The following is a 13727-nucleotide window of genomic DNA, read 5'->3' as shown; positions in this document are numbered from 1 at the left end:
GTGGAGGATTCGCGCGAGATGCCTTGGGGGCGCCCGTGTCCGTCGAACCGGGCCGTGAACGTGTGATCGCGGGTCGCTATCGTCTGCTGACTCCGCTGGGCGAAGGCGGCATGGGCACCGTGTGGCGCGCCCACGACGAGGTGCTGCACCGCGAGGTGGCCGTCAAGGAGGTGCGAGCCCCGGCCGGGCTGCCGGCCGCGGACGTCGAGCGGATGTACGCACGCCTGGAGCGGGAGGCGTGGGCGGCGGCCCGGGTCGCCAACCGCAACGTGGTCACGGTGTACGACGTGGCGACCGAGGCGGGCCGCCCCTGGATCGTGATGGAGCTGGTGCGCGGTCTTTCCCTGGCCGACCGGCTGGAGGCCGAGGGCCCGCTGCCACCGCAGCATGCCGCGCACATCGGTGCCGAGGTGCTGTCCGCGCTGCGCGGGGCGCACGCGGCCGGGGTACTGCACCGGGACGTGAAACCGGCCAATGTGCTGCTCGCCGACGACGGCCGGGTGGTCCTCACGGACTTCGGGATCGCCAGCGTCGAGGGCAGCTCCGCGCTGACCATGACCGGTGAAGTGATCGGCTCACCCGAATTTCTCGCGCCGGAGCGGGCGTTGGGGCGCACGCCGGGCCCCGAGTCGGATCTGTGGTCGCTGGGCGTGCTGCTGTACGCGGCGGTCGAAGGTGTCTCCCCGTTCCGGCAGGACACTCCGCTGAGCACTCTGCGGGCCGTGGTCGACGAGGAGTTGCCGCCTCCGCACCGGGCCGGGCCGCTCACGCCCGTGATCGCCGGACTGCTGCGCAAGGACCCGGCCGGCCGGCTGTCCGCCGAACAGGCGCAGCGGGAGCTGCGGTTGGTCGCGGCGGGCGGGGCGTCCCGGGCGGACACGCGGGCGGTGTCGTCGCCGTACGCTCCGGCCGCGGACCGCTCCTCGCGGGACGGGGCGACGCGGCCGGCCGGCCCGCCACCGGTGCCGCTGCCCACCGGCTACCCGGACCCGTGGGCCACGGCCGCGCGACCGGATCCGCGGCCGGAACGCAACCGGCGCGCCGCCCTCGTCCTGATCGCGGGCGTGCTCGCGGTGGTTCTGGCGCTGGCGGGGGTGACGTACGCACTGCTCCACCGGGGCGGGGGCGGCAAGGGGGGCGAGACCGAGACCACCGGCCGGGCGAGCGGTGGTGCGCACTCCCCCGCGGCGAGCGGCTCCCCGGAGTCGGACACCGCGGCGCCCCCGCCCACGCACGGCACCCCTTCGGCGAGCGGCGAGCCGGCCCAGTCGGTGCACGTGCGTCTGACCGGGGCGCACACGGCGTACTCCGGGACCTGTCCGCCGCCGGCCGCTCAGGCGCCGTCCTTCACGGCGACGTTCACGGTGGGGCGGCTGCCGGCGGAGGTCGAGTACCGATGGGTGCCGGCACACGGGTCGGTGTCGGATCCGGGGTGGAGGACCCTGTCCTTCCCGGCCGGCGGCGACAGGTCCCGGCAGGTGCGGGTGACGGTGACGGCGTACTCAGAAGCGGCGACGGTGGAGAACGAGATCGGCGTGGAGGTGCGCGGGCCGGTCCGCGTCACCTCGGAGTCCGTGCCCTTCTCGGTGACCTGCGCGACGGCGGAGACCCCGTCGGAAGGGGCCTCCGCGTCCGCCTCGGGCTCGCCCGGCAGTTCGCCCTGATGGGCGGAGCCCGCAGGGTCAGGCGGCGTTCGTGAACACGGGCAGATAGCCGCCGGACTGGCCCGCCGCGGTGGGGTGGTACGACTCACCGATGCTGAGCCAGTTGACGCTGTGCAGCCAGGAGTTGCTGGAGCAGATCTCGTGGCCGGAGAACGTGGTACGGACGTCGCCGAAGGCGAAGTTGTGGGCGGAGGCGCGGGTCTTCACGGTGGCGTCGAGGTAGTCGGACGCGTCGTTGATCGCGGACCGCTTGGTCTCGGAGAGACCGAGGCAGGTCTGCCCGAGCAGGTAGAAGCGTGGGTAGCCGATGACCACCACGCGCGCGGACGGGGCCTTGGCGCTGATCGCGTTGTAGACGGTGTCCAGCTTGCCGGGGAGCGTGTTGGCGACGTACGACCTCGCCGTGTTGATCTTGGAGAGACAGGCGCTGTCGGACTGGATCACGCAGGTGGTCATGACGTCGGCGAACCCCGCGTCGTTGCCGCCGATGGTGATGGACACCAGTGAGGTGGAGGAGTTCAGCGAGCCGAGCTGGTTCGCGAGGACGTCGTCCGTCCTGGCGCCCGAGCAGGCGTTGAAGGCGAACGAGGAGGGACTGTGGGCGGCGTTCCACAGGTACGGGTACGCCTTCGTGCTGCGGCTGCAGTCGCCGCTGGAGCTGATGTAGCTGCCGGAGCCCACTCCGGAGGAGTAGGAGTCACCGAGGGCCACATAACCGCCGGTCGCGGCCGTGGGGGACGCCTGCGCCGAAGCGGCCCCGGTGAGACCGAGACCGGCGGCGAGGAGGAGCGAGGTCACTAATCCGGTAAGTCGGGAACGTCTCATGGAACCTCCCTTTAGCAGCATGTCTGCCGTAACTGTGGTAGCAACTACGCGTGTTGACGGGAAGTGTTCATGCCAAAACTCTTGGCGTCTCAACAGGATCAACGCGAAACGTTCACCGCTCATCTATTGCGGATGCGAGCGGCGTCCGCTGACATACCGTCAGAGGCGCGGCCGACGACCGGGATCGAACACATGTTTAGCGAGGGATCGTCGTCTTGACGGGCCGCCCCGGCCTGCGCCACATTGAAGCCCGGCATCCGGCGCGTCGGGGGGCAAAGTCGCCAATGCAGACCTTCGGTACCAACGCACCTTCGCCCGGCGGCTCCTCGACCGGCACCCAGGAGCGGCGACCGGGTCCGGGGAGAGTCCCGGCACCGCTGCTCGCGGGAGCCGCGACCGCCGTCGCAGCGGTGGGCGCACTGCTCGCGTCCGTCGACTCCGCTTCTCCACTGCGCGGCCCGTGCGCGCTGTTCTTCCTGGTCATGGCACCGGCCACGGCGGTCGCGACGGCACTGCGCGGGCTGGATCCGTTCGGCCGGGCGCTGTGCGCGCTCGCGGGCGCGGTGGCCGTCGACATGCTGGTCGCCCAGGGCATGCTCGCGATCCACCGGTGGTCGATCCGCGGCGGAGTGGTCGCCGTGACCGTGCTGAGCCTGGCGCTTCTGCTGCTCAGCCTGTTCCGAGAGCGGATTTCCGCAAAACGAGTACAAGAGCGAACAACTTAGGCCAAGGTGGTGTAACGGCCAAAACAATGAAAACGCGAGGGAGTCTCGCAGGCCTTGTCCTTCGGGCTCAATCGTCAATACCGTCATACATCTCACCCGCACCGGTACGTCGGCACACGGCTCCAGGGGAGGGCTCAGGGCCGCGGCGTCTTCCGGTCGGGGCGCGGTAGGGGGGTGCCGTGCTCGGTGAGCAACCGTCACCGGGTCGTGCCGCGCGACCGGCTGCCGTTGTTCTCGGGCTGCCCGGCCAGCTTTGCCAGCTCGTCTGCGGGCACGGAGATCGATTCCCCGTACCGACGACGAGAACCCCCCTTTCGAACCGGACACACAGCAGGGTCGCCCGGGGGCGGGCGGTCCGACCGGACGAGAGGGAAAACACCCGTGAGTTCCGTTCTGCGCCCGCCGAGTTCGGGCAGTGATCCGTCGCTCGGCACCGGCTACCGGCCCATCTCCTCCCACCTGGCGATCACTCCGCCGGTGAGCGTGGTGATTCCCGCCATGAACGAGGCGGAGAATCTGCCCTACGTCTTCAAGACGCTGCCCGCCTGGATCCACGAGGTCGTACTGGTGGACGGCAACTCCACGGACGACACGGTCGACGTCGCCCGGTCCCTGTGGCCGGCGGTCAAGGTCGTCGAACAGCACGGCAAGGGCAAGGGGGATGCCCTGATCACCGGGTTCGAGGCCTGCAGCGGCGACATCATCGTCATGGTCGACGCGGACGGCTCCGCCGACGGCAACGAGATCGTCTCGTACGTCTCCGCGCTGGTGTCCGGTGCCGACTTCGCCAAGGGCTCGCGCTTCGCCAACGGCGGCGGCACCGACGACATGACCTTCATCCGCAAACTCGGCAACCGGGCGCTGTGCGCCGTCGTCAACCGCAAGTTCGGCGCCCGCTACACCGACCTCTGCTACGGATACAACGCGTTCTGGCGGCACTGCCTCGACAAGATCGACCTCGACTGCACCGGATTCGAGGTCGAGACCCTGATGAACATCAGAGTGGTCAAGGCCGGGCTGAGGGTGCAGGAGATCCCGAGCCACGAGTACCTGCGCATCCACGGCACCAGCAATCTGCGGGCCGTCCGCGACGGGCTGCGGGTTCTGAAGGTGATCCTCGCGGAACGCTCCAACCGGCGTGACCTGCGGCGGCGGCGCACGCACCGCTCGCCGCAACTGCACACCGGGCGGGGAGAGGTGTCTTGACCGGTCCCGGCATCTCCGTCGTGATCTGCGTGTACACCGAGGACCGCTGGGAGGACATCCTCGCGGCCGTCTCCTCGGTGCGCGCGCAGTCGTACCCGGCACTGGAGACACTCCTGGTCGTGGACCACAACCCGGCCCTGAAGGACCGGCTGGCCCGCGAGTACAAGGAGACCGAGGGCGTCCGGACCCTGCCCAACGCGGGCCCGCGCGGCCTGTCGGCAGGCCGCAACACCGGCATCGCCGCCTCCCACGGCGAGGTGATCGCCTTCCTGGACGACGACGCCGTGGCCGAACGGGACTGGCTGCGCCGCTTCGCCGAGGGCTACTCCGACCCGCGCGTGATGGCGGTCGGCGGCCGGACGATGCCGGTCTGGGCCTCGGGCCGGCGCCCACTCTGGTTCCCGGAGGAGTTCGACTGGGTGGTGGGCTGCACCTACAAGGGGCTGCCACCCGGCCGGGTGCGGGTACGCAACGTCCTCGGCGGCAACGCCTCCTTCCGGCGTGCGGCGTTCGAGGCGGCGGGCGGCTTCGCCACCGGTATCGGCCGCGACGGCGACCGCCGCCCGCTCGGCTGCGAGGAGACGGAGCTGTGCATCCGCCTCACCCGGGCCCGCCCCGGCGCCGTCCTGCTCATCGACGACCGCGCCGTGATCCACCACCGGGTCCCGGGCCCCCGCGAGCACTTCGCCTACTTCCGCACCCGCGCCTACGCCGAGGGCCTGTCCAAGGCCCTGGTCGCCCGGAGCGTGGGGGCGGACAAGGGGCTGGAGTCCGAACGCCGGTACACCATACGGGTGTTGCCGGCCGGGATCGTCCGGGGCCTGCGGGACGCCCTGCTCGGCAGGCCCGGCGGGGCGGGACGCGCGGGTGCCATCGTCGCGGGGGTGCTCACCGCGGCGGCCGGATACGTCGTGGGCAGTGTGCGGGCCCGGCGGGCGGCGACCGCGTTCCACGCCGTGCCGGTCCGTGGAGGCACACATGAGTGACATGCCCGTACGGCCCGTGGAGGCGCACATGAGCGGCATGCCCGTACGGCCCGTGGAGGCGCACATGAGCGGCATGCCCATACGGTCGTGGAGGCGCACATGAGTGACATGCCCGTACGGTCGGGGAGGCGCAGATGAGCGACATGCCCGTGCCCATCCTCATGTACCACTCCGTGGCGACCGCTCCCAACGACGCCACCCGTGCCCTGTCGGTCGCTCCGGAGGCGTTCGCGGAGCAGATGGCCCGCATCGGCGACCTGGGCCTGACCCCGGTGACCACCGCCACGCTCGCCGCCCGCTGGCGCTCCGGCCGGCCGCTGCCCGCCCGGCCGGTGCTCATCACCTTCGACGACGGCTACGAGGGCGTGCACCGGCACGCCCTGCCCGTGCTCGCCGAGCACGGCTTCGCGGCCACACTGTTCGTCTCCACCGGCTGGATCAGGGGCGCGTACGACACCGGAGGCGGCCTCGACACCATGCTCGACTGGCGGCAGGTCCGCGAACTCGCCGCCGCCGGGACCGAGATCGGCGGGCACAGCCACACCCATCCGCAGCTCGACCAGCTCGGCGACGTCGAGCTGCGCACGGAGCTGACCCGCTGTGCGGAGATCGTCGCCGGCGAACTCGGCACCCGGCCGGTGTCGTTCGCCTACCCCTACGGCTACTCCAGCCGGCGTGTCCGGCAGGCCGTGCGGGCGACCGGGTACGCCCAGGCGCTGGCCGTCGGCAACGCTCTCGCCCGTCGCCGCCAGGGACCGTACGCGCTGCGGCGCGTCACGGTCCGCCGCCGTACCGGCGTCGAGGAGTTCGGGCGACTGCTCGAAGGCCGTGCCCTCACCCGTGCCTTCGCCCGGGACCGTGCCCTGACCAAGGGGTACGCCCTCGTCCGCAGAGCGCGCCAGGTCCGCCGGAAGGCCATTCGTTCCCGTGTCTGACACGACCACCACGTCCGAGACGCAAACGCCCCGCGCCGAGGCGCCCGCGACCCGGCGCCGGCTACGGCTGCCCGGGAGGAGCCGCTCCCCCGGTGGCAGCCAGCTGTTCCGCAACGCCTACGCGCTGATGCTCAACACCGGCATCTCCGCCGTCCTCGGACTCGGCTTCTGGCTGACCGCGGCCCGCTACTACTCCGAGTCCGCGGTCGGCCAGGGCTCGGCGGCGATCGCCGCGATGAAGTTCCTGGCCGGGCTCACCGCGGTGACCCTGACCGGCGCCCTGGCCCGCTTCATCCCGGTGTCCGGGCCCCGCACCGCCCGGCTCGTCCTGCGTACCTATGCGGGCAGTTCGCTGATCGTGGCACTGGCCGCCGGCGTCTTCCTGGTCACCCTGGACACGTGGGGGCCGTCGTACCGGTTCCTGCACGGTCCGGTCCACGGGCTCGGCTTCGTCGTGGCCGTCGTCGCCTGGAACCTGCTCACCCTGCAGGACGGCGTCCTGACCGGGCTGCGCAGCGCGCCCTGGGTGCCGGTCGGCAACACCGTGTTCTCCGCGGTCAAGCTGGCCCTGCTCGCCGCGTTCGCCGTCGCCCTCCCGACCAGCGGTGTCTTCGCCTCCTGGGTGGCCGCGATCGCCTTCTCGGTGGTGCCGCTGGGCTGGCTGGTGTTCCGGCGGCTGGTGCCCCGGCACGTCGGTCGGACCGCGGGCCGCACCGAGCCGCCCACACTCAAGGAGGTCGGCACGTTCCTGGCCGGGGACTACACCGGCTCGCTGTTCTCGCTCGCCGTGATCTACCTCGTTCCGGTGATCATCGCGGCGCAGGTCAGCTCCGAGAGCAACGCGTACTTCTACATCGCCACCACCATCGGCGGCACGACCGACCTGCTCGCCATCAACATGGGCGCGTCCCTCACGGTCGAGGGCGCGCACGATCCGGCACGTCTCGCGGCCAACACCCGCGCCGCGCTGAAGCGGATGGCCCGGATCATGCTGCCGATCGCCGGCCTGCTGTTCCTCGGCGCCCCCTGGATCCTCGGTGTGTTCGGCGAGGGCTACGCGCAGGCGGCGACCCCCCTGCTGCGCTGGTTCGCCGTCGGCTCGGTCCTGCGGGTCGTGATCGAGACGTACTTCGCGGTGCTGCGCGCGCAGAGCCGCACCGCCGGACTCGCCTGGCTCCAGGGCCTGTTGTGCGTGCTGGTGCTGGGCCTGACCCTGCTGCTCCTGCCCCGAACGGGCCTGACCGGCGCGGGCGTCGCCGAAGCGGCCAGTATCGCGGTGATCGCGGCGATCGCCGCACCGAGGCTGTGGAGGACGGTACGGTCCGCGCCCACCGCACCCGATACGACGGCTCCGGACGGCGACCTCGCCGACCTGGGAACACCGCCTCGCCCCCGGCTCCGCTCGCGCGGGGGGACCCCCACCGGCCCGGCCGGCTCTCCGGCGCGGGGGCACAGCCCGGCTTGGGCGCTGGACGCCGACACCCTGGCCCTCGGCGTCCATGTGGACTTCGACCATGTGGAGCGGCGGCCGGACGTCCGCCCGGGCCCCGGCACACCGCCCTCGGGCTCACCGGTGGCCGTGCCCGGAGCCGGCGGACCGGCCGGGGCGGCGGTGGAGGATGTGGCGCCCGAGGCGCGGGCGGCCCGTCCGCCGCTCCGGGAACGGCTGCTGCCCACCCGCCCGGGTGCCGTCCTGGGCTGTCTGCTGATCGCCGCGCTGCTGCTGTACTGGGTGCCCGCGCTCCGGCTCGGCGAGGCCGACCTGGACCGGATGGGCGGCCTCGGGCTGGTCTCCGTGCTGCCGCTGCCCACCCTGGTGGGGGCGGCGCTCCTGATCACGGTCTTCGCCGCACTGCTCCGGCTGCGCCGCGAGCACCGGGCGCTGCTGCTCGTCACGCTGGTGGCGACCGCGGTGTCCCTGCACGCGCTGCCCGCGGCGATCGAGACCGCTCCGCGGTTCCCCACGGCCTGGCAGCACCTCGGCTTCATCGACTACATCGACCGTACCGGCTCCGCCGTGCCGGACCTGGACGCCCGCTGGAGCTGGCCGGGCTTCTTCGCCGTGGCCGCCTTCGTCGGCAAGGCCTGCGGGGTCACCGACTTCACCGAGATCATCCGCTGGTGGCCGACCGCCGTCCAACTGGCTTACCTGGCACCGATGTTCCTGCTCACCCGATCGCTGCGGGCGAGCTGGCGGGCCAAGTGGGCCGGAATCTGGATCTTCGTGCTGAGCGGCTGGGTCGGCCAGGACTACTTCTCCCCGCAGGGCTTCACCTATCTGCTGTACCTGACCTTCGTGGCGGTCCTGCTGGTCTGGTTCCGCCCGCCGCGCATGCTGTGGGGCAGGCTCCGGCCGGGCGAGGCCGAGGTGGAGCCCACCGACCGGCGCCAACGTGCCGTGCTGCTGCTGGTGTTGATCGGTCTGTACGCGGCGAGCGTCCCGGCGCACCAGCTCACCCCGTTCGTGATGCTCGGTGTGCTGGCGGCCCTGGTGGTGGCCGGGCGGTGTGAACTGCGGGGCCTGCCGCTGTTGTTCGCGGTGCTGGTCGCGGTCTGGGTCGGCTTCATGGCGGAGCCGTACTGGTCCGGGCACTTCGACGACCTCTTCGGCGGGGTGGGCGGGGTGGGCGGCAATGTCTCCACCTCCGTCTCCGGCCGTATCGACGGTGGAAGCTCGACGCACAAACTGGTGCTGTACACCCGGGTGCTGCTGGCCGGCTCGGTGCTCGGTCTGGCCTGCTGGGGCTGGTGGCGGCGCCGCTTGCACCGGTACCGCGAGCGATCCCTGCCGATCCTCGTCCTCGTGCCGTTCCTGGGCTTCGGCATGCAGTCGTACGGCGGCGAGATGGCGCTGCGCGTCTTCATGTTCGCCGTGCCGGGCGCGGCCCTGCTCGGCGCCCTCGCCCTCTTCCCGCGCGGCGAAGCACCCGCCCCGGCCGGAACCACCCCCACCGTCACCGCCACCGGGAGCACCACCGCCACCGGGGCCGGGACCGGGAGCACCACCGCCACCGCCACCGTCGCCGAGGCCACGACCGGGGCGGCCCGGAGACGCGCCGGAGCGCGCACGTGGCTCGCTGCGCCGGCCGCGCTGCTCGCCGGGCTGCTGCTGATGGGCGGTTTTCTGGTGGCCCGCTGGGGCAACGAGCCGTTCGAGCGGGTCCGACCGGGCGAGGTCACGGCCATGGACTGGGTGTACGCCCACGACAAGCCGACCGTGCGGCTGCTGTGGCTGACCCAGGACCCGGTCGACGACGTGACACCGGCGATGCCGTGGGGCGCTCGGGACATGGAGCGGGTCGACTATCTGCCGACCTTGGCGCCCGCCGACCCGGCGCTGGTGTCGGGCCTGGTCAAGGCGCTCAAGGACGCGGGCCCGAACTCGTACCTCATGATCAACCGGAGTCAGACGACCTATCTGGAGCTGGACGCCGGTTACCCCGCGGCCTGGGAGTCCCGGCTGACCGGGAACCTGGACGGCCGGCAGCAGCTGACGAAGGTCCTGGTCAACGAGGACGTCACGCTGTACGCGCTGCGCGAGCGGCCGGCGGGCCCGGTGCCGCGGCCGGATCCGGGGCCGATCGGGCCGCAGGTGACGTGGACGCCGTGGTCGGTGGTCGGCGCGCTGGCCGCCGTCGCCGTGATCCTGCTGCTGACCGCCCGGGAGGTGGTGCGGGTGGCGGTCCGGCCGAGCGTGCGCCGGCTGCGGCTGCTACAGGGTTCCTTCTGGTTCTCGCTGCCGCTGCTGGCCGTGGTGCCGGCCTCGCTGCTGCTGCGGTTCGTGACGATGAAGTGAGCGTGCGGTGGCTCAGCGGTCGAGCCACTTCACCTCGTAGGCGCGCAGGTCGAACCGCTTGCCGTCGACCTCGGCGCTGATCGTGCGGCCGAGGGTGTTGACGACCAGGACGGTCCTGTCATCGGCCAGTACGCGGACGTTGGGCCTGTCGTCGGGGGCGACCGGCACGGACGCGTACCTCGTCCCCGGCGGGAACGCCCTGGCGAACCTGGAGACCAGGCCGTACATGGGCAGGGCCCGGCCGCCGCCCGCGCCGCCGGTCGGCGTCCACAGGCAGCCGGCGCAGTCGCCCGACCTCTCCTGCGGGTTCCAGTAGAAGCCTGAGTCGGCGCCGCCCCTCGCCATGGCGATCATCCCGGTGGCCTGGACCGCCACCCGGTGCGGTTCGGTCCAGCCGTCGCGCTCGTCGCCGCCGTCGCCGGGTTCCACGTAGTACTCGGCCCACCACAGCGGCAGGCCGTGCGTGCGGCGACGTACCCACGCGCCGACCGCGGTGAGTTTGGCGGTGGCCGCGAACTCGTCGGGGAGCAGTTCGTCGTCGCGGGTGTAGCTGGAGCCGTCGACCACGGCGAAGTCGGCGCCCGTCCTGTGCTCGTTCCAGTAGTCGAAGGCGTCCAGGATCCGCCGGTCCATGGCGCCCCAGGGACCTTTGAGGGCGGTGGAGGCGTTCGGGTCGCGCGGGTCGACGCTGTCCATCGACAGGTACGGCCCGCCGACCATGATGTCCGTGCCGACCTTCTTGAGCGCCTGGTACACGAGGTTGTACATCCTGGTGTAGCCCTCGTAGTCCCAGCGGGATTCGGCGTCGTTCCAGAATCCCTTGAACTCGTTCCAGACGATGAAGTGCTTCACGTCGGGGTAGCGCCGGGCGACGGTCGCGGCGAGGTCGGCGAAGTCCTGGTAGTGGCCGGGGGTCGGGGCGCTCTCCAGGGCGGCCCGGCTCCAGTCCGTGTTTCCGGCCCCGGCCTTGCCGCCCTTCATCCAGTCCGGGGAGCAGCACAGTGTGATCACGGGGGTGCCGCCGGAGGCGCGGACGAAGTCGATGCGACGGTCCAGCGCACCGAAGTCGTAGTGGCCCTCGACCGGTTCGGGGTTGTCGGCGCCCCAGCCCATGATGTGCTGGTTCTGCGGCAGCCCGCCGCCCTGCCCGAGCAGCTGCCGTGCCCGCCGGGTGGCGGCGGGCTCGCCCTGGTCGGCGCTGTACTGGGTGTGCGTGAAGCCCCAGCCGACGTCCGGCGACGGTGGGGCGGCCGGGGTGGCGGGGGTGCCGTGCACCTTGTCGCCGTCGCGGGTGGTGCCCTGCGTACCGGGGCCGCCGGACAGCGTGCCGAGCAGGGTCACGACCAGGGCCAGCACCGTCGCGCCCACCCCGAGCAGGGCGATGAGCCGCCACCGCCGAGTCCTCGCATCCCACCCATGACGCGCCATCGAGGACAACAGTAAGGGGGGAAGCCGGACGGGGGGCAGGGGTTGGAAACACCCGGAACCGTATCGGAACACCCGGAACAAGCGGCTCGAAATGCCGTGCGCGGAGACCGTCCGTGCCGGATCATGGCGGCATGTCTGCCAACCCACACGACGCTCTGCCGATCCGGCTCCACGTCGACGACTCCGACTCGCCGTCCGACGTCGTCGACGCGCTGTTCCTCGGCCGCTTCGCGACGGGCGAGCAGCCGTACTCGCACGCGGTGAACATCGACCGCGTGCGCTCCGGTGCGACCCTGCTGCCCGACGGCGCCCACGTGCTGCGGGTCGCCCGCGACGACGACCGCAGCGCCACCCTCGCCGAGGGCGAGGGCTGGACCCTGCTGGTCTCCCGCTGGAACCGGGGCGCGGACGTGACGGTCACCGCGACCAGCGCCGAACTGGCCGAGCGGATCCTCGGCCAGGCCACGGACGGCGCCACCGACGAGCCCGAACCGCAGCCCGAGAACGTGACCATGGGTTTCTGGTACGTCTCGCCGAGGCGCGGACCGCACCGCACCACCCGGCAGATCTCCGCCGGCACCTGGAACGAGGTCCGGCCCAACTACACCGGGCCGGTGGCCGATGCGATGGACCGTCTGATGAAGACGACCCCGGAGGACATCGCGGGCCGGCTGCTCCTGCTGCACGGGCCGCCCGGCACCGGCAAGACCTCCGCGCTGCGCACCCTCGCCCGCTCCTGGCGGGACTGGTGCCAGGTCGACTGCGTCCTCGACCCGGAACGCCTCTTCTCCGACGTCGGCTATCTGATGGACATCGCGATCGGCGAGGACGACGGCGCGGGGAAGGGCCGCTGGCGGCTCCTGCTGCTGGAGGACTGCGACGAGCTGATCCGCGGTGAGGCCCGGCACACGGCGGGCCAGGCCCTGTCCCGGCTGCTGAACCTCACCGACGGCCTGCTCGGCCAGGGCCGCAACGTCCTGGTCGGCGTCACCACCAACGAGGACCTGGAGCGGCTGCACCCGGCGGTGGTCCGCCCCGGCCGCTGCCTGGCCCGCATCGAGGTGGGCGCGCTGACCCGCCAGGAGGCGGTGGACTGGCTCGGCACCGAGGAGGGCGTCGGCCGGGACGGGGCCACGCTCGCCGAGCTGTACGCGCTGCGCCGGGGCACGACGCCGACGTCGGTGCCGGGCGCCCGGGAAGGGGCGGACGCGGGCCTGTATCTGTAGTGCTTTGATGGTGCCATGACCTTGTTCGTCGGCACCTCGGGGTGGCAGTACAAGGACTGGCGGGACCTCGTCTACCCGGCCGGGGTCCCGGCGCGGCTGTGGCTGGAGGAGTACACACGGCTGTTCGCGACCGTGGAGCTCAACAACGCGTTCTACCGGCTGCCCTCACGCGAGAACTTCGGCTCCTGGCGCGAGCGGGTGCCGCCGGACTTCGTGGTCGCGGTCAAGGCCAGCCGCTATCTCACCCACATCAGGCGCCTGAAGGAGCCCGGGGAACCGGTCCACCGGCTGATGACCCATGCGGCCGGCCTGGGCGACCGGCTGGGGCCGGTCCTCCTCCAGCTTCCGCCCACCCTGCGCGCCGATCCGCCCCTGCTGGACGCCTGCCTGGCCTGCTTCCCGCGCGGCACGAGGGTGGCGGTCGAGCCCCGCCACGACTCCTGGTGGACACCCGAGGTGCGGAAGGTGCTGGAGGCCCGGGGCGCGGCCCTGTGCTGGGCGGACGTCCTGGCCCGCCCGGTCACTCCGCTGTGGCGCACCGCCGGCTGGGGCTACGTCCGCTTCCACCAGGGCCGCGCCCGGCCCTGGCCGCGCTACGGCCGCCGTTCCCTGCACACCTGGGTCGACCGCATCGCGACGACCTGGTCGGACGGGGAGGACGTGTACGCGTACTTCAACAACGACCCGGGGGGCGCTGCGGTGGCGGACGCGGGTGTCTTCGGCAGAGCGGCCGCGCGGGCGGGCCTCACGGTGACACGGATCCCGGAACCGGCACGACACGGCTGACAGACCCCCACCCGACGGCGCTGGGTCACGGGCCGCCGGGTCCCACTCAGCGACGGGACCGGGTCGCGGGCCGGCCGGTCCCGCTCAGCGACGGCGCTCGGTCACGGTGCCAGCGGGTCCCGCTCAGCGACGGCACTCGGTCACGGCACC

At 72.3% G+C, this 13727-nt stretch carries 10 protein-coding genes; 8 read left to right on the top strand and 2 right to left on the bottom strand.

Annotated features, from left to right (window positions below; translation table 11 throughout):
* The first annotated feature begins 35 nt into the window (after positions 1-35).
* Entirely contained in the window at positions 36-1664 is a 1629-nt protein-coding gene (locus ACGFT2_RS16865; protein WP_393278559.1) for a serine/threonine-protein kinase, read from the top strand.
* 18 nt (positions 1665-1682) lie between these two features.
* Here ACGFT2_RS16865 and ACGFT2_RS16860 read toward each other — a convergent pair whose 3' ends face one another.
* On the bottom strand, positions 1683-2489 hold the full coding sequence (locus ACGFT2_RS16860; RefSeq protein WP_393278557.1) for an SGNH/GDSL hydrolase family protein: 807 nt from the start codon (positions 2487-2489) through the stop codon (positions 1683-1685).
* A 284-nt stretch (positions 2490-2773) separates the two neighbouring features.
* On the opposite strand from ACGFT2_RS16860, the gene ACGFT2_RS16855 reads away from it, so the two are divergent.
* The 5 genes from ACGFT2_RS16855 to ACGFT2_RS16835 all read left to right on the top strand — a co-directional run bounded on the left by ACGFT2_RS16855 (position 2774) and on the right by ACGFT2_RS16835 (position 10137).
* Entirely contained in the window at positions 2774-3214 is a 441-nt protein-coding gene (locus ACGFT2_RS16855; protein ID WP_393278555.1) for a hypothetical protein, read from the top strand.
* Positions 3215-3595: 381 nt separating this feature from the next.
* On the top strand, positions 3596-4420 hold the full coding sequence (locus ACGFT2_RS16850) for a glycosyltransferase family 2 protein (RefSeq protein ID WP_393278553.1): 825 nt from the start codon (positions 3596-3598) through the stop codon (positions 4418-4420).
* A complete protein-coding gene (locus ACGFT2_RS16845; RefSeq protein ID WP_393278551.1) occupies positions 4417-5406 on the top strand; it encodes a glycosyltransferase family 2 protein in 990 nt (329 codons plus the stop codon). The genes ACGFT2_RS16850 and ACGFT2_RS16845 overlap by 4 nt, the downstream gene beginning before the upstream one ends.
* Positions 5407-5540: 134 nt before the next feature.
* Positions 5541-6341 carry a polysaccharide deacetylase family protein gene (locus tag ACGFT2_RS16840; protein WP_393278549.1) on the top strand — a complete coding sequence of 267 codons (801 nt, stop codon included), beginning with the start codon at positions 5541-5543 and terminating at the stop codon, positions 6339-6341.
* The gene (locus ACGFT2_RS16835; protein WP_393278547.1) at positions 6334-10137 is read left to right on the top strand and encodes a lipopolysaccharide biosynthesis protein; all 3804 of its coding nucleotides are present in this window, start codon (positions 6334-6336) and stop codon (positions 10135-10137) included. Before ACGFT2_RS16840 ends, ACGFT2_RS16835 begins: the two co-directional genes overlap by 8 nt.
* A 12-nt stretch (positions 10138-10149) precedes the next feature.
* On the opposite strand, the gene ACGFT2_RS16830 is transcribed toward ACGFT2_RS16835, so the two are convergent.
* Positions 10150-11565: a xylan 1,4-beta-xylosidase gene (locus ACGFT2_RS16830; RefSeq protein WP_393278545.1), complete on the bottom strand. Its 1416-nt coding sequence runs from the start codon at positions 11563-11565 to the stop codon at positions 10150-10152.
* Positions 11566-11696: 131 nt separating this feature from the next.
* On the opposite strand from ACGFT2_RS16830, the gene ACGFT2_RS16825 reads away from it, so the two are divergent.
* Positions 11697-12791, top strand: a complete 1095-nt coding sequence (locus ACGFT2_RS16825; protein ID WP_393278543.1) for a DUF5925 domain-containing protein — start codon at positions 11697-11699, stop codon at positions 12789-12791.
* A 15-nt stretch (positions 12792-12806) separates the two neighbouring features.
* Positions 12807-13577: a DUF72 domain-containing protein gene (locus tag ACGFT2_RS16820; protein WP_393278541.1), complete on the top strand. Its 771-nt coding sequence runs from the start codon at positions 12807-12809 to the stop codon at positions 13575-13577.
* Positions 13578-13727 lie beyond the last annotated feature (150 nt).

This window comes from Streptomyces sp. NPDC048514 (assembly GCF_043199955.1).
Classification (GTDB): domain Bacteria; phylum Actinomycetota; class Actinomycetes; order Streptomycetales; family Streptomycetaceae; genus Streptomyces.
Note: the sequence above shows the minus strand (reverse complement) of the source record. Positions and strands in the feature narration are given on the sequence as shown.

Coding starts and splice junctions, on each gene's coding strand:
- ACGFT2_RS16840 (WP_393278549.1), top strand. CDS start 5,541: ATGAGCGACATGCCCGTGCCCATCCTCATGTACCACTCCGTGGCGACC.
- ACGFT2_RS16830 (WP_393278545.1), bottom strand. CDS start 11,565: ATGGCGCGTCATGGGTGGGATGCGAGGACTCGGCGGTGGCGGCTCATC.
- ACGFT2_RS16820 (WP_393278541.1), top strand. CDS start 12,807: ATGACCTTGTTCGTCGGCACCTCGGGGTGGCAGTACAAGGACTGGCGG.
- ACGFT2_RS16860 (WP_393278557.1), bottom strand. CDS start 2,489: ATGAGACGTTCCCGACTTACCGGATTAGTGACCTCGCTCCTCCTCGCC.
- ACGFT2_RS16855 (WP_393278555.1), top strand. CDS start 2,774: ATGCAGACCTTCGGTACCAACGCACCTTCGCCCGGCGGCTCCTCGACC.
- ACGFT2_RS16825 (WP_393278543.1), top strand. CDS start 11,697: ATGTCTGCCAACCCACACGACGCTCTGCCGATCCGGCTCCACGTCGAC.